Raw genomic sequence first — 15,569 nt, forward strand, 5'->3', positions numbered from 1 at the left:
AGCAGCGCAATGCGCTCGCGCGCGGTCAGCTTGCCCTTGGCGTGCTGCGCCTCGGTCGCCCGGTCACTGGGTCCACGCCGCGCCTGCTCGCGCAGGGAGTGCAGCTCGGCCACTTTCCGAGTCAGGTTGGTCGTCACGCCGCCATTGAACGAGCTGCGGCCGGCGCTTCTCCACCCTCGCGGACCCCTATCCTCCGCCCGGCCACCCCTAGAACGAGAAGCCAGAATCCGGCCCCTCGGATGTATTTGAGATTTCCTTGAGGTTTCCAATCGTGACGAGCCGGTTCCGCTGCCGATTAGCCGAACCGCATGCGGCTTGGCGCCGTGTCAATTTCGAACGAGCGCAGCAGGGCGCCCCCTCGGAAGTTGGTACTGTGCAATCCAACCTGACGAACAGGAAGCCTGCCGCTTGACCAGCGGCGAGCGCTGAATTCCGTGCGCTCATCGGGCAACTGCCTTCCTGCGCGCGTGGGAACTCATCATGAATAGCCATGTCTGCCGTGAGAGCGACATGCGACGATTCACAGCTCATTGGGGGGCGTCCACAGCCATGTTGGTGGAGCGGGATGAACAGATCGCCAAACTGACCTCCTGGGTGACCGGCGCCGCCCGCGGCCCGAGGTCTGCGGGTGCGCAGCGTGCCGGCGCGCCCGACGACCCCGCCGTATCCGGCCCCCTGGCCGTGATCGGAGGCCCGGTCGCCGCAGGCAAGACGGCCCTGCTCCACCGCGTGCAGGAGCGGACTGCCGAATGGGGGGTCCGGTTGCTGAGCGCCGCCACCTCTGCCGCGGAACAGGACATCCCGTTCGGCGTCGTCGAGGAGCTGCTGCGCGACACTGCGGACGCGCCAAGTCCGCTTCCGCTCCACGCGCCGCTCGACGGCGGGGACTTCGTCCCCGCGCCGACCCTCATGGCGGTCCACGCCCGGCTCGCGGGTCTCGCGGCGCACCGTCCCGTCCTGATCGCCGTCGACGACGTGCAGTACGCCGATCCGCAGTCCCTGCATTGCCTGCTGTACGCCCTGGGCCGGGCGCGGTCCACCGGTCAGGAGCTCTCCCTCGTCGTCACGCGGGGCCCCGCCGCGGGAGCGACTCCCCCGGCCGTGCTGGAGGAGCTGCTGCGTCAGGTCGCCGGACCCCGGCTGCGGCTGGGCCCGCTCAGCGCCCGGGGTGTGGAGGCCCTGCTGGCGCAGCGGGCCCTGGAAGCGTCCCGTACGGGGTCCGCCGCGGCCGGCGCCCGGAACGCCGCGACCCTGCATGCGGCCACCGGCGGCAACCCCCTGCTGGTGCACAGCCTCCTGGACGACCAGGCCCCCCGGCAGCGGGCCGAGGGGGCGTTCCCCGCGGGTGAGCAGTTCCTTCAGAACGCCCTGATATGCGTGCACCGTACGGGCGCGGACGGCCTGCGCGTCGCCCAGGGCATTGCCCTGCTCGGCGACGCCGGATCGCTGCCGCTGCTGGCCCGGCTGGTGAGCGCCGGGGAACGGACGGTGGAAGACGTGGTCGCCGCGCTCCGCGACGCGGGCATCCTCCAGGGCACCCGCTTCCGCCACGGCGCGGTCCACTCGGCGGTGCTGGAGAGCCTGGCCGAGGACGCGGTGGCCCGGCTGCGCCGCCGCGCGGCGCGGCTGCTGTACGAGGCGGGGGCGGCGCCGATGGCCGTCGCCGCGCACCTGCTGGGGCACGGGCCGCACTCCCTGGACGAGGAGTGGGTGCCGGGGGTGCTGAGCGACGCCGCGCACACGGCGCTGGCCGCGCAGCGCGTCGGCTTCGCGGTGCGCTGCCTGCGACTGGCCGAGCAGTGCTCGCGGGACGAGCGGGAGCGGCTGCAACTGCGGGCGAACACGGCCAAGTTCATCTGGCGGGTCAAGCCGTCCGCGTGGGCGCACGCGCTCCAGCCGCTGAACGCCGCCCTGCACCGGGGCATCCTTCCGGTGACCGAATCCCTGCGGCTGGTGGGCGGCCTGCTGTGGAACGGCTGGATCGACGACGGCGCCATGGCCATCCAGCGCGCCCTGGAGGGCGTGCAGGGCCGCCCGGACGCCGCGCTCGCCGCCGAGCTGCGCGGTGTCCGGCTGGTGCTGGTGACCACGTTCCCCACCCTGCTCGGCCGGATGGACAGCGCCCTCGGCCCGGACTGGGACCACGCGGAGCCGCTCGCGGACCCCTCGGACGACGGCGTCATGACGGCGATGGGCCTGCTCCAGGGCGTCCTGGGCTCCACCCCGGGTCCGCGCGACCGGGCCGGGGCGGACGAGGCGCTGACCGGGCGGGCCGAGCGGATCCTGGCCGGAACGCGTCTCACGGAGGAGAGCCACGTCACCGTACGGGCGTGCCTGCTGGCCCTGATGTACGCGGACCGGCTCGGCGCGGCCGCCCTGTGGACGGACCGGCACCTGGAGGAGGCGGCCGAGCGCGGTGCGCCCGGCTGGACCGCGGTGATGCAGGCGATGCGCGCGCACATGGCGCTGCGCCGCGGTGAACTGGCGCAGGCCCGCCGGCTGGCGGAGCAGGCGCTGGAGGAACTCCCCCCGCACGGTTGGGGCGTGGGCATCGGCATGCCGCTCTCCGCGCTCATCGAGGCCCGGACCGCGATGGCCGACCACGAGGCGGCCGCGGCCCTGGTGGACCACCCCGTACCGGAGCAGATGCTCCAGACACGCTACGGCCTCCACTACATCTACGCGCGTGGAAGACACCAGCTCGCCACCGGACGCCACCACGCGGCGCTCACGGACTTCATGGCCTGCGGGAAGCTGATGCGGGAGTGGGACATGGACCGGGCGGGGCTGGCGCCCTGGCGGGTGGGGGTCGCGGAGGCCTCGCTGGCCCTGGGCAACCGCGAGCAGGCCGAGCGGTTCGCCCGGGAGCAGCTCGCCGAAGAGACCGGGCCACGGGTGCGCGGTCTGGCCCTGCGCGTCCTCGCGGGCGCCCGCCCGCTGCGCGAACGGCCCGCGCTGCTGGAACGGGCCGTGACCCTGCTCCAGGACGAGGGGGATTCGCACGAGCTGGCCCGGGCCCTGACCGAGCTGGGCGCCACCTACGAGCGGCTCGGGGACGCCGCCCAGGGCAAGACCTGCGCCCGCCGGGCCTGGCGGATCGCCGAGGCCAGCGGTTCCCGGGAGCCCGGCCAGGGCGCCCCGGCGGAGGCGGCCGTGCCGAGCGCGCCGCCGCGTGCCGTGACCTCCGCCCCGGAGCCGGTCCCCGTCCGGTCCGCTCCGGCGACGGCGTCCGCGCTCACGGACGCCGAGCAGCGGGTGGCGTCGCTGGCTGCGCACGGGTACACGAACCGGGAGATCGGGGCCAAGCTCTTCATCACCGTCAGTACCGTGGAACAGCACCTCACGCGGGTCTACCGGAAGATCAACATCACTCGCCGTCAAGACCTGCCCGTGAGTTGGGACAACGATGTCGCACACACTGCCTGATCCCGCCGCCCGGCCCGCCACCGCGGCGGCCGGACCTCGACTGCTCGCGGTCAGCGACCTGCACATCGGGATGGCCGACAACCGGCCGATCACCGAATCGCTGCGGCCGCAGCACCCGGACGACTGGCTGATCGTCGCGGGCGACGTCGGCGAGATGACCGAGGACATCGAGTGGGCGCTGGGCCTGCTCGCCGGACGCTTCGCCACGGTGGTGTGGGCGCCGGGCAACCACGAGCTGTGGACGCCGCGCGAGGACAAGGTCCAGGCCCGCGGCGAGGAACGCTACCGCCACCTCGTGGAGATGTGCCGCCGGCTCGGGGTCCACACCCCCGAGGACCCATGGCCGGTGTGGCGGGGGCCCGACGGCCCCGTCGCCGTCGCCCCGCTGTTCCTGCTGTACGACTACACCTTCCGCGTCCCGGGCGTCGCCACGAAGGAGGAGTCGCTGGAGCGGGCGCACGAGGCGGGCATCGTCTGCACGGACGAGTACCTGCTGCACCCCGACCCGCACCCGAGCCGGGACGCCTGGTGCCGGGCCCGGGTCGAACTGACCGGGCGGCGGCTTGAGGCCCACGACCCGGCGGTCCCACTGGTGCTGGTCAACCACTTCCCGCTGGTCCGCGAGCCCACGGAGGTGCTGTGGCACCCGGAGTTCGCCCAGTGGTGCGGCACCGTCCTCACCGCCGACTGGCACCGCCGGTTCCGTACGGCCGTCGTGGTCTACGGGCACCTGCACATCCCCCGGACCACCTGGTACGACGGGGTGCGCTTCGAGGAGGTGTCGATCGGCTACCCGCGCGAATGGCGCCGCCGCGGCCACCCCAAGGGCCTGCTGCGGCAGATCCTGCCCCACCCCGAGCGAGAGGCCGGTACGTGATAGAGATCCTGCTGCCCGAAGGGGCCCGCGCGCACGAGGCGTTCGGGCCGGACGGCTCGGCGGTGCTCTACCCCGAGGAAGCCGCCCTGGTGGCCACGGCGCCGGAGGGACGGCGCGAGGAGTTCACCACCGTACGGGGCTGCGCCCGGCGGGCGATGGCAGACCTCGGCCTGCCCCCGGCCCCGATCCTGACCGGCCGGCGCAACGTTCCGCAGTGGCCCGCCGGTGTGGTGGGCAGCATGACCCACTGCGCGGGCTACCGGGCCGCGGTCCTGGCCCGGGACACCGATCTGGCGGCGGTCGGCATCGACGCAGAGCCCAACATGCCGCTGCGGCGGGGGCTCCTGGAATCCATCGCCCTGCCCCGCGAACTGGCCTGGGCGCGCACCCCGGTGACGGTGGCCGGGCGGGTGTGCCGGGACCGGCTGCTGTTCAGCGCCAAGGAGACCGTGTACAAGACCTGGTTCCCGCTGGTCGGCACCGAGCTGGACTTCGAGGACGCCCGGCTCTCCTTCCGTACCGATGCCGACAGCCCGCGGCGGGGCACCTTCCGCGCCGAGGTCCTGCGACCGGGCACCGGGCCCGACGGGCGGCCGGTGACGGGCTTCGGCGGCCGCTGGCTCGCGGACCGGGGACTGGTCGTCACCGTCATCGCGGTACCCGCGCCGGGCGGGGCCGGGCACCCGGGTCGGTAGGGGTTGTCCGGGTCCGGGGGCGCTGCGTAGCGTGCGAGGACCGGACCGACTGTGCACGGCGGACGGCGTGCGGTCATCCCGCCGTCCGGGCCCGCCGCGATGCCGCGTTCCCGGCTCCGCGCCCGGCTCGCTCCGGTTCCCCCCTGGAAGCGCTGCCGAACCGGCCCGAGAGGTAGTCCAGATGACAACAGCACCCCCGGATCCCACCAGCATGCTCGTGCCGGACTTCCCGTTCTCCTACGACGCCTGGCTGAGCCACCCGGCGGGCCTGGGCTCCCTCCCGCCCGAGCGCGCCGGGACCCCGGTGGCCGTGGTCGGCGGCGGGATGGCGGGGCTGACCGCGGCCTACGAGCTGATGCGGCTGGGCCTGCGCCCGGTCGTATACGAAGCGGAACAGCTCGGCGGCCGCATGCGGTCGGTCCCGTTCCCGGGACGGCCGGAGCACGTGGCGGAGATGGGAGCGATGCGCTTTCCGCTGTCGGCCCGCGCCCTGTTCCACTACATCGACCTGCTGGGGCTGGCCACCAGCCCCTTCCCCAACCCCCTGTCCGAGCACACCCCGAGCACGCTCATCGACCTCGGCGGGGTGCGCCACACCGCGCGCGGAACGGAGGACCTGCCCGAGCTGTACCAGGAGGTGGCCGCCGCCTGGGAGAAGGCGCTGCAGGAGCGGGCGGAGCTGTCCACGATGCGCGACGCGGTCCGGCGGCGCGACGTTGAGACCCTCAAGCACGTGTGGGACCGGCTGGTCCGGGAGTTCGACGACCAGTCCTTCCACGGTTTCCTCGCGACCAGTTCGGCGTTCCGGTCGTTCCGGCACCGGGAGGTCTTCGGCCAGGTCGGGTTCGGCACCGGTGGCTGGGACACCGACTTCCCGAACTCGCTGCTGGAGATCCTCCGTGTGATCTACACCGAGGCCGACGAGCACCAGATGGCGATCCTCGGGGGTTCCCAGCAGGTACCGCGGGGGCTGTGGGAGCACCGGCCGGACGACTGCGCGCACTGGACGGCGGGCACCTCGCTGGCGTCGCTGCACGGCGGGGCGCCGCGGCCGGGCGTGCGAGCCGTGCGGCGCGCAGGGAAGGGCTTCGCGGTCACCGACGCCGACGGGCAGGAGGAGCACTACCCGGCCGTTGTGTACACCCCGCACGTGTGGACGCTGCTGAGTCGGGTGGAGGCCGACCCGGTGCTGCTGAGCACGCCGGTGTGGACGGCGGTGGAGCGGACCCACTACATGGGCTCGTCGAAGGTGTTCGTCCTGACCGACCGGCCCTTCTGGCACGACCGGGATCCCGAGACCGGGCTGCCGGTGATGAGCATGACGCTCACCGACCGGATGCCGCGCGGGGTCTACCTCTTCGACGACGGTCCGGACCGGCCGGGCGTGCTGTGCCTGTCGTACACGTGGAACGACGACTCGCTGAAGATGGCGACACTGAGCCCGCAGGAGCGCCTCGAGGTGCTGCTGGGCAAGCTCGCGGAAATCTATCCCGGGGTGGACATCCGCTCGCACGTGATCGGGGAGCCGCTGACCATCACGTGGGAGACCGAACCGCACTTCATGGGCGCGTTCAAGGCGAACCTGCCGGGCCAGTACCGCTACCAGCGGCGGCTGTTCACCCAGTTCATGCAGCGCGGGCTGCCCGAGGGACAGCGCGGGTTCTTCCTGTGCGGCGACGACGTCTCCTGGACCGGCGGCTTCGCCGAGGGCGCCGTCACCACGGCGCTGAACGCGGTCTGGGGCGTGGTGGACCACCTGGGCGGATCGGCCCACCCGGACAACCCCGGCCCCGGTGACCTCTTCGAGGCGCTCGCGCCCGTCGAACTGCCCTACGAGAGCTGAACCGTGAAGGGCGCCCCCGCAGCCGGCGGTTTCTAGGGGTCGTTGCAACACGTGGTCGTGTTGATCAGGCCGCGAGCAGTTTATGCAGGCGCTCGGCTGGGGTTTCCCAGTCGAGCGTTTTGCGTGGGCGGCGGTTGAGCTGGTCGGCGACGGCGGCCAGGTGCTCCCGGGTGTGGACCGTCAGGTCGGTGCCTTTGGGGAAGTACTGCCGCAGCAGGCCGTTGGTGTTCTCGTTCGAGCCGCGCTGCCAGGGACTGGCCGGGTCGCAGAAGTAGACCGGGATGTCGGTGGCGAGGGTGAACTCCCTGTGCCGTGCCATCTCGCTTCCCTGGTCCCAGGTCAGCGAGCGCTTCAGCCGGACCGGGAGCGTGCGGGCGGTGGCCAGGAGCGCGTCGCGGACGGTCTCGGCCGTGTGGTCGCCAGGCAGGTGCAGCAGCATCACGTAGCGGGTGGCGCGCTCGACCAGGGTGCCGATCGCCGATTTGTTGTCCTTGCCGAGGATCAGGTCGCCCTCCCAGTGGCCGGGCACCGCCCGGTCCTCGGCCTCGGCAGGACGTTCGCTGATCATGACCATCGGGTCGGTGAAGCGGGGCTGGCGGCAGTTGGCCTGCCGCTGGGGCCTGCGTCGGGCCCGGCCGGAGCGCAGGGCGCCGGCCAGCTCGCGTCGCAGCTGGCCGCGGCCCTGGACGTAGAGCGCCTGGTAGACGGTCTCGTGGACCACGTGCATCTCCGGACGGTCGGGGAACTGTCTGCGCAGAGCCTGGCATATCTGCTCCGGGCTCCACTGCTCGTCCAGCATCGCCTGGACGGCGTCCCGCAGCTCGGGGTTCTCAGTGATCTTGCGTGGCTTGGGGCGGGGTCGGCGGGCGTCCGCCCGGGCCTGAGCCGCGTGCGGGCGGTAGTGCCACTGGCCGCAGGTGCCGTCGGTGCGGTTGCGGCGGATCTCCCGGCTGACCGTGGAGGGGCTGCGGCCCAGCTCGGCGGCGATCGCCCGCACAGTGGCGTTCTCGCGAAGCCGGTCGGCGATGTGGATGCGCTCGTTCTCGCGCAGATACCTGGACGCGCCGGAAGGCGGCACCACCATACGCATCGGTGGTGCCGCCTTCTGCCGCCGGTCGGCGCTGCGGCCGTGCCGCCACTTCTGGCCGGTCCGGCGGGCGATGCCGACGATCCGGCACGCCTCGGTGTTGCTGTAGCCCTGTTGCATGAGCCGGGAGTATGCCGCCCGCTCCCGGCTCAGCTTCACAGGCCCCTGGGCCGTCCGGTCCTTACGGATCCCGAAGTCCAATGCATCCCCTGAACTGGGGTGTTGCAACGACTCCTAGAACCCAAGTCCGGCGGGGGCGCCCTTCGGCATGCGTGCCGGGGCCCCGGTCCCCCGGCCGCGGTAGGCGGGCGGGGGCCGGGGCCGTCAGGTCCTCAGGCCTGGGCGGCGGCCAGTGCGGCGAGGGCCTTCTTGTCGGGCTTGCCGTTGCGGTTGAGTGGGAACCGCTCCAGCACCACGACCTTGTTGGGTTGTTCGAAGGCGGGCAGGAGGCTGCACAGCCGCTCCCGCCAGTGAGCGGCGTCCCGCTGCTCCTCGTCCTCGACGAAGAACACCAGATGGGAGCCACGGAGTTCGTCGGGAAGCGGCACGATCCGGGTGGAACAGCCGTGACCGGCGACCTTCCGCTCGATCAGCTCGGGGTAGAGGGTGTAGCCCATGCGGTGGACGGCGAACTTGCGGCCCAGGACGTAGAGGTTGCCGTCCGCGTCAAGGTGGCCGAGGTCGCCGGTGGGCTGCCAGCCGGTGGCATGGGCGGGGACGACGGTGCCGTCCTTGGACACCTGGCCCAGCAGGGCGTCGGGGGTGTCGACCTGGATCTCGCCGGTCTCCCCCGGGGCCAGCACGCGGCCGTCCTCGTCGACGATCCGCAGCCGGATGCCCTCCATGGCCCGGCCGCAGGCGACCGGGTTGTCGAGGGTGGCGAAGGAGATGTTGCCGAGCTCGGTGGAGCCGTAGCTGTCGAGCAGCGGCAGTCCGAACTCGGCGACGTAGCTCTCCACCAGCGGCGCGTCGAGGGGTGCCGCGCCGACGCAGAACATGCGCACGTCCTGCAGGTAGGAACGCAGCGCCGGCTTGCGGGTGATCAGGCCGAGGATGCTGCGGTAGCTGGAGGGGGTGGCGTCGATGACGGTGACCCCGGCATCGCGGCCCATGCGCATGGCGCGGTCCAGACGCCGGTAGGGGGCGATCACCAGGGAGCAGCGGGCCAGGTAGGCGATGAGGACCATCGACAGGCCGTACTGGTGGGCGAAGGGCAGGAGCGGCATCAGTACGTCGTCGGCGCGGTGGCCGACCTGGTCGGCGTTGCGCCGGAGGTTGCGCAGGAAGGAGGCCCCGGACTTCACGACGCCCTTGGGGGAGCCGGTGGAGCCGGAGGTCCACATGATGAGGCCGTCGGGGAGTTGGCCCCAGTCCTCGAAGGACAGGGCGGGGTCCGCGGGTTCGTGGTCGGCGACAGCGACCATGAGTTCGTAGAGGTGGATGGGGTCGGCGTCGGCGTAGATCGGGGTCTCGTCGTCGACGAAGGTGACCTTGACACCGGTGCGCACGGCGATGCGCCGGCTCTCCTCGGGGTGCTCCTGCTGGTCGACGAGGACGATCGAGGCGCCGACGTGCATGAGCGCGTACAGCACGCACACGTAGGCCGCCGAGTTGCCGGCCTTGAGCATCACCCGGTCGCCGAGGCCGACTCCGCGTTCGCGGATCGCCGAGGCCACCCGGAGGGCGTCCTGTTCGAACTCGTCGACGGTCCGTACCGAGTCGGCTGCCAATATCTTCGCGGTCATCGGTCGCACTATGTCCTTCCTCTGGGCCGTGCCACGGCCGGTCGGCTTGCGGTGCGCCGGGCCGGCAGCGGGTCGGGGCCCGTTCACGGGGTGGATCGCGGATTCGCGGGGTTCACGGGATTCGTGGGCTTCACGAGGGAGGGAATCGTGGCCGTGCCGTGCGCCGGCCGGGCCGTGCGCGTCGGGTCCGGACACGGGTCTCCACCGACGCACGCTAGACAGGGGGGTGGTGGCCCGGGTACCCCTGAACGACCCCTGGGAGCCCCTCAGTCCGGCGGGCGGTCATTCCGGGTCCGCTCCGCCGAGCGAGATCAGCTGGTCGTGCACGATGTTGACCACCTCCCGGCGGTAGGTCTTCAGGTACCCCTGGGCGCCGGGGAAGGTCTCCAGGTCGAACCGGCCGCAGGTGTACCGCCGCCAGCCCCGTACCCCCGACAGCGTGGCGCGCGGGTCGTACTGTGCGGTCAGGGCGACGATCCGGCAGTTCAGGGCGGGCGGGCCGAGGCTGCCGCGGTGGCCGGGTGCGGTCTGTCCGGACACGAAGAGGGTCAGCGGCGCGCTGTAGGTCTCCCGCTCCAGCCGGCAGGCCACCTCGTAGGCCAGGTCGGCGCCCAGGCGGTGCCCGAACAGCGCGAAGGGGCGGTCGACCCAGCCGCGGACCGCCTCGAAGATCTGGTCGGCCAGTAAGGCGCACTCGGCCGGGTCGAGGTCCTCGGCGGAGCGCATCGGCGGGTACTGCACGACGAGCAGTTCCACGGTGGGCAGCAGCAGTTCCGCCATCGCGAGGTAGCAGAGCGGGGAGTTGCGCGCGCTCGGGAAGCAGATCATGCGGTAGCTGCTCGGGGGAGCGGGCTGCCGGATCTGGATCAGGCCGACCTCGTCTGGGAGGGTCTCCCCCGTGGAGGGCCGGCTGTCGGCATGGGTCATGCTCCCTGGAACTCCACCTCGGGTGGTGCCTCTGACGCGTGGTCGGGCAGACGGCCGGGCACCTCCGGGGTGGAGGGCCCTCATGGATGGATCGGTGCCGGGCCGGACCCGGCCGGGGTGGCGGAGACGACCTCCAGGCCCTGGTCGGTCAGCCACCGCAGGACGTCGGTGATCTCCGGTCCGCCGGGTGCGGCGGCCTGGACGGCGTCGACGGCGCGGTGCACGGCATCCGTGAAGAAGTACACCCCGGCCGGCCCCGGGACGACCTGCGCCGCCGGACGGCGGATGCGGAACGCCTCCACCTGCTCGCCGATCCCGCCCGGGACCAGGACGTCCTCGGGGTGCGTGACGAAGTCGTCGTCGCCGAGCCAGTCCCGCGCCGTGCCCACGGCCGCCCCCGGTCCCGGTCTGCGGCTCCGGGGGAGGTAGGTGACGCCGACGCCGAAGCGGGCGCCGTCACCGACGGCCGCCCGGACCGCGTCGGCCGCGCCCCCGAGGACGATCCCGACGTCGGTGATGCCCACATCGGCGATCTGCTCCAGGACCCGGAAGAGGACGGACCGGTCGGCCTCGGGGGATCCCCCCGACAGGACGAGTGCTTTCACGGGGTCTCCTCGCGAGAATGCGGTGAACGGTCGGGGACGGCCCGGGGTGATGACCGGCGATGCCAGGACCATGCTTCCCGGGACCGCAACACACGATCACCCCTAGGCCCCCCTAACGGTTTCCGTATTTCCCCCTAGCGCTCGGTCCGGCGGACCAGGGCGCGATCCCGCATGCTAGACATGGCGCGCACCCTTTCTGTGTCCGATTCCCCTATCGACTCGCAGGCATAAATGAAATCTGAACGACCCGTGGATTCCGCTGTCGTGGTAGAAGAACTGGTCAAGAAGTACAAGGACCGCGACCAGCCCGCGGTGGACGGCTTGAGTTTCTCGGTCCCCCGGGGCGAGGTCTTCGGATTCCTCGGTCCGAACGGGGCCGGCAAGACCACCACCATCGGCATCCTCACGACCCGGGTGGCGCCCACCGCGGGGCGCGCGTTCGTGCAGGGGGTCGACGTCGTCGCCCACCCCGCCCAGGCCCGCCGCGCCTTCGCCGTCGTCCCCCAGCGCAACAACCTCGACCAGTCGCTCACGCTGCGCCAGAACCTCACCTTCCACGCCGGGTACCACGGCGTGGGCCGCGCCGAACGCAACCGGCGCGCCGACGAGTGCCTGGAGTGGGTCGGCCTCGCCGACCGCGGCGACTCCCGCGGCGACAAGCTCTCCGGCGGCCAGGCCCAGCGCGTGATGATCGCCCGGGCCCTGATGCACCGGCCCGACGTGCTCTTCCTCGACGAGCCGGCCAACGGCCTCGATCCGCAGGCCCGGCTGTTCATCCACGAGCGGGTGGCCGAGCTGCGCGAGCGCGGCGTGACCACCGTGCTCACCACCCACGACATGGACGAGGCCGCCCGGCTGTGCGACCGCGTCGGCGTCGTCGACCGCGGCCGGCTGCTCGCCCTGGACACCCCGCAGGCCCTCATGGAGAGCCTGGGCGGCACCGCCCTGACCCTCACCGTCCGGCCCGCCGGTTCCGGGCCGAAGGACGTGATCCGCCTGCTGGAGAAGGCCGACACGGTCACCCGCGTCGAGCGGACCGACCAGGCCGCCGAGGACGACGCGGACGCGCCCGTACGGCTGCGTCTGTACAGCGACGCGCCGCCCGGCGCGGTGCTTCCAGCCGCCGTCACCATCCTGACGGCGGCGAACTGCGACATCAAGGACATCAAGGTGGGCACCGCGACCCTGGAGGACGTCTTCATCTCCCTGACCGGCCGGGAGCTGCGGTGAGCGCCGCCGCCGCGACCGCGGCCGACCCGGTGGCCGGCTTCCCCGAGGAGCTGCGCCCCGCGCCCACCAGCGTCCGCTCGGTGACCCGTACGTTCTTCTTCATCCTGTGGCGGGACCTCTTCGTCACCGGCCGCGAACTGGGCACGTTCCTCGCGCAGATCCTCGTGGAGCCGTTCTTCATCCTTTTCGTCTTCGGCAAGGTCCTCGGCGAACTCGGCTACACCGGCGGCGCCTTCCAGTCGGTGCTGCTGCCCGGTGTCGTGGCGCTCAACGCGTTCCTGGTCAGCCTGCAGAACACCGCACTGCCCATGATCATCGACTTCTCCTTCAGCAAGGAGATCGAGGACCGGCTGCTCGCGCCGATCCCGATCACGCTGGTGGCCGTCGAGAAGCTGGTCTTCGGCACGCTGCGCGGCATCGTCGCCTCGCTGCTGATGATCCCGATGGGCTTCCTCGTCCTCGACCACGCCTCCTGGCCCATGGACCGGTTCCCGGCCACGCTGGGTGTGCTGCTGCTGGGCGCCCTGGCCGGCAGCACGGTCGGTCTGACCATCGGCACGCTGGCCCCGCCGCGGCACATCGGTGTCGTCTTCGCGGTGGTGCTGACCCCGCTCATGTTCACGGGCTGCACCCAGTTCCCCTGGCACGGCCTGGCCGACATCCGCTGGTTCCAGGTGCTGTGCGCCCTCAACCCTCTGACCTACGTCACCGAGGGCATCCGCGACCTGCTGCTGCCCCCCGGCGGCCCCCGTTCGATCCCGCTGTGGGTGGACCTGGGGGCGCTTGCCGCCTCGATCCTGGTCTTCGGGGCGATCAGCATCAAGGGCTTCCACCGCAGGGCCCAGGACTGATCCCCCACGTCCCCACCTCCGGCCTCGTGCCCGGACCGGCGCATCGACGCCGCCCGGGTGCGGGGCTTTTTCTCATCCCCCACCATCCCGGAAGCAAAGGTAATCACCGATCATGACCCATTCCTCCGACACCCGGACCGGAACCGCGATCGTGTTCCCCGGCATGGGCCCGGCCTCCTTCGCCGAGGTCGGCCGTTTTCTCCTCCTCGACCCGTACGCGCGACGCCGTCTGGAAGAGGCCGACGAGGTGCTCGGATATTCGGTGTTCGACCGTTTCCGGAATTCCGAAGAGGATTATTCGGTCGATTTCCAGATCGCTTTCCTGGTGAACTCGATGGCCCTGGCCGACCGGGCGGTGGACGTGCTCGGCGTCTCCCCCACCGTCTGCGCGGGCCCCAGCTTCGGCCAGAAGGCCACCGCCGCCTTCGTGGGCTCCCTCCCCTTCTCCGAGGTCGTCCGCCTCACCGCGGAACTCGCCCGCTGCGAGGAGGAGTACTTCTCCACCGCCTACGAGGACGTGGTCACCCACTGCTTCGTCCGCACCCCCCAGGACCGCCTGGACGAGATCCTCGCCGCGTTCGACGACCGCGGCGCCTGGTACGACCTCTCCGGCCGGCTCGACGCCGGGTTCCACATGCTCTCCGTACGGGAGAGGGAACTCGACGCCCTGAACACCGCCATCAGCGCGGCCGGCGGCTATTCCATGTACTCGATGCGGCCGCCCGTCCACGCCGCGGCCTTCTCCGCGCTGCGCCGCAAGGCGGAGGAGGAGGTCTTCGGCACCTACGAGATCGCCGACCCCTCCCTCCCCGTGGTCTGCGACCACGACGGCACGGTCGTCCGGGACGCCGCCGGGATGCGGGAGATGATGCTGGACACCTTCGACCGGCCGATCCACTGGCCCGCCATGGTGGAGTCCCTCCAGGGGCTCGGCGTGGGCACCCTGTACGTCACCGGCCCGGACAACCTCTTCCACCGGCTCGACGTCACCAAGGACAGCTTCGACGTCGTCCCGGTGGGCCTGCCCAGGAAGCGGACCCGCGAGCGCGAGCGGCAGCAGGCCCTGGAGCGCTCCCGCGCGGACCGCGCCCGGCGCGCCACCGCCTGAGGACCACGCGGGCGACCGAAAGGGTCGGGCCCCACCCCCGAGGGGGTGGGGCCCGACCCCTTTCGTGTCACCGCCCTCAGATCCGGCGGCCCAGCCACTCCTCGACGGCGCCCGCGGTGGTCCCCGCGTGCTGCTCCATCATCGTGAAGTGGTTGCCGGGCACGTCCACCGCGGTGTGCTCCATGTCCCAGTAGGAACGCCAGTCGCCGTTCTCCGCACGGGTCCAGTCGAAGAACTGCTCCTCCGCCCGGACCAGCAGCGTCGGCGCCTTCACGGCCTCCGGCTGCCACCCGCCGAAGAGACGGAAGTAGGCGCCCATCGCCAGCAGTCGGCTGTCGTCGACCGGGACGTAGCTGCCCTGCCGCTCGTCGACGCCCTGCGACAACCCCGGCTGGATACCGAGGATGGCGTCGTCGTCGTGCGAGTAGATGTCGACCAGGACCACGGCCTCCGGGAAGAGGCCGGCGCTCTCCAGCCGGCCCGCCACCGCGTGGGCGAGCATGCCGCCCGACGAGTGGCCGAGCAGGACGAACGGCGCACCGTCCGCGTGCCGCAGGACGGCCTCCGCCTGCGCCTCGACGACCGCCTCCGTCGTCGTGGGCAGCTGCTCGCCCCGCAGGAAGCCGGGCGCGGCCATCGCGTGGACGTCCCGCCGCCCGCGGAAGGCGGAGGCGAAGCGGGCGTACTGGTGCGGACCGGAGATCGACAGGATCGACGAGAAGCAGATCAGGCCCGGACCGCCCTCGCCGCGGGCGAGCCGCACCAGGCCGGGCGCCTTGCGCAGCTCCGCCGCCGAGGAGAACGACGGACGGAACCGCGACGCCTGCATGAGAAGTTCCATGAACGGACCGGACTCGCCCTGCGCCCCGGCCGCCTGGAGCATCGCGCCGAACACCCCATCGGCGTCCTCCTCGGCGGCGTCCGCCGCGGCGCCGCCGGATCCGGCCGCACCGCCCTGCGCCCCGGCCAGCTCGGCGCGGAGCCGGGCGGCGATCAGGAGCGGCGTCGGGTGGTCGAACAGCAGCGTGGCGGGCAGCCGCAGCCCAGTCGCCGCGTTCAGCTGGTTGCGCAGCTCCACCGCGGTCAGCGAGTCCAGGCCCAGCTCCAGGAAGGGCTGGGACTCCCCCACCGCGTCGGCGGAGGGGTAGGCGAGGACCGCGGCGGTCTGCTCGCGC

Annotated in this window: 12 protein-coding genes; 7 read left to right on the forward strand and 5 right to left on the reverse strand. The window is 72.2% G+C overall.

Going from position 1 to position 15,569, the window contains the following annotated elements; genetic code table 11:
• Positions 1-555 precede the first annotated feature (555 nt).
• The 4 genes from AB0I68_RS37730 to AB0I68_RS37745 all read left to right on the forward strand — a co-directional run bounded on the left by AB0I68_RS37730 (position 556) and on the right by AB0I68_RS37745 (position 6,841).
• Entirely contained in the window at positions 556-3,426 is a 2,871-nt protein-coding gene (locus tag AB0I68_RS37730) for a LuxR C-terminal-related transcriptional regulator (RefSeq protein ID WP_363181948.1), read from the forward strand.
• Positions 3,407-4,303, forward strand: coding sequence for a metallophosphoesterase (locus tag AB0I68_RS37735; protein WP_363181949.1), 897 nt, complete (start codon positions 3,407-3,409; stop codon positions 4,301-4,303). The genes AB0I68_RS37730 and AB0I68_RS37735 overlap by 20 nt, the downstream gene beginning before the upstream one ends.
• Positions 4,300-4,998 carry a 4'-phosphopantetheinyl transferase superfamily protein gene (locus AB0I68_RS37740; protein WP_363181950.1) on the forward strand — a complete coding sequence of 233 codons (699 nt, stop codon included), beginning with the start codon at positions 4,300-4,302 and terminating at the stop codon, positions 4,996-4,998. Before AB0I68_RS37735 ends, AB0I68_RS37740 begins: the two co-directional genes overlap by 4 nt.
• 181 nt (positions 4,999-5,179) lie before the next feature.
• Positions 5,180-6,841, forward strand: coding sequence for an NAD(P)/FAD-dependent oxidoreductase (locus AB0I68_RS37745; protein ID WP_363181951.1), 1,662 nt, complete (start codon positions 5,180-5,182; stop codon positions 6,839-6,841).
• A 64-nt stretch (positions 6,842-6,905) separates the two neighbouring features.
• Here the strand turns inward: AB0I68_RS37745 and AB0I68_RS37750 are convergent, their stop codons facing one another.
• The 4 genes from AB0I68_RS37750 to AB0I68_RS37765 all read right to left on the reverse strand — a co-directional run bounded on the left by AB0I68_RS37750 (position 6,906) and on the right by AB0I68_RS37765 (position 11,205).
• Positions 6,906-7,931, reverse strand: coding sequence for an IS30 family transposase (locus AB0I68_RS37750; protein WP_363181961.1), 1,026 nt, complete (start codon positions 7,929-7,931; stop codon positions 6,906-6,908).
• Between the two features lie 329 nt (positions 7,932-8,260).
• Positions 8,261-9,673, reverse strand: a complete 1,413-nt coding sequence (locus AB0I68_RS37755) for a class I adenylate-forming enzyme family protein (protein ID WP_363181952.1) — start codon at positions 9,671-9,673, stop codon at positions 8,261-8,263.
• Positions 9,674-9,955: 282 nt separating this feature from the next.
• A complete protein-coding gene (locus tag AB0I68_RS37760; RefSeq protein WP_363181954.1) occupies positions 9,956-10,600 on the reverse strand; it encodes a thioesterase domain-containing protein in 645 nt (214 codons plus the stop codon).
• A gap of 80 nt (positions 10,601-10,680) precedes the next feature.
• On the reverse strand, positions 10,681-11,205 hold the full coding sequence (locus tag AB0I68_RS37765) for a hypothetical protein (RefSeq protein WP_363181956.1): 525 nt from the start codon (positions 11,203-11,205) through the stop codon (positions 10,681-10,683).
• 264 nt (positions 11,206-11,469) lie between these two features.
• Here AB0I68_RS37765 and AB0I68_RS37770 point away from each other — a divergent pair, with 264 nt between their 5' ends.
• The 3 genes from AB0I68_RS37770 (at position 11,470) to AB0I68_RS37780 (ending at position 14,394) form a co-directional block, all read left to right on the forward strand.
• Positions 11,470-12,435 (forward strand): ABC transporter ATP-binding protein, encoded by a 966-nt coding sequence (locus tag AB0I68_RS37770; protein ID WP_363181957.1) that lies wholly within the window; start codon positions 11,470-11,472, stop codon positions 12,433-12,435.
• Positions 12,432-13,286 carry an ABC transporter permease gene (locus tag AB0I68_RS37775; RefSeq protein ID WP_363181958.1) on the forward strand — a complete coding sequence of 285 codons (855 nt, stop codon included), beginning with the start codon at positions 12,432-12,434 and terminating at the stop codon, positions 13,284-13,286. Before AB0I68_RS37770 ends, AB0I68_RS37775 begins: the two co-directional genes overlap by 4 nt.
• 112 nt (positions 13,287-13,398) lie before the next feature.
• Positions 13,399-14,394 carry an ACP S-malonyltransferase gene (locus AB0I68_RS37780; protein WP_363181959.1) on the forward strand — a complete coding sequence of 332 codons (996 nt, stop codon included), beginning with the start codon at positions 13,399-13,401 and terminating at the stop codon, positions 14,392-14,394.
• A gap of 76 nt (positions 14,395-14,470) precedes the next feature.
• Here the strand turns inward: AB0I68_RS37780 and AB0I68_RS37785 are convergent.
• Positions 14,471-15,569, reverse strand: a 1,099-nt coding sequence (locus tag AB0I68_RS37785) for an alpha/beta fold hydrolase (protein WP_363181960.1), incomplete at its 5' end; no start/stop codon positions are given.

Source organism: Streptomyces sp. NPDC050448 (assembly GCF_040655295.1).
Taxonomy (GTDB): Bacteria; Actinomycetota; Actinomycetes; order Streptomycetales; family Streptomycetaceae; genus Streptomyces.

Bases quoted from the DNA above. Each gene is read 5' to 3' on its own strand.
- AB0I68_RS37735 (WP_363181949.1), top strand. From the start codon at position 3,407: ATGTCGCACACACTGCCTGATCCCGCCGCCCGGCCCGCCACCGCGGCG.
- AB0I68_RS37745 (WP_363181951.1), top strand. From the start codon at position 5,180: ATGACAACAGCACCCCCGGATCCCACCAGCATGCTCGTGCCGGACTTC.
- AB0I68_RS37750 (WP_363181961.1), bottom strand. From the start codon at position 7,931: ATGCGTATGGTGGTGCCGCCTTCCGGCGCGTCCAGGTATCTGCGCGAG.
- AB0I68_RS37755 (WP_363181952.1), bottom strand. From the start codon at position 9,673: ATGACCGCGAAGATATTGGCAGCCGACTCGGTACGGACCGTCGACGAG.
- AB0I68_RS37760 (WP_363181954.1), bottom strand. From the start codon at position 10,600: ATGACCCATGCCGACAGCCGGCCCTCCACGGGGGAGACCCTCCCAGAC.
- AB0I68_RS37780 (WP_363181959.1), top strand. From the start codon at position 13,399: ATGACCCATTCCTCCGACACCCGGACCGGAACCGCGATCGTGTTCCCC.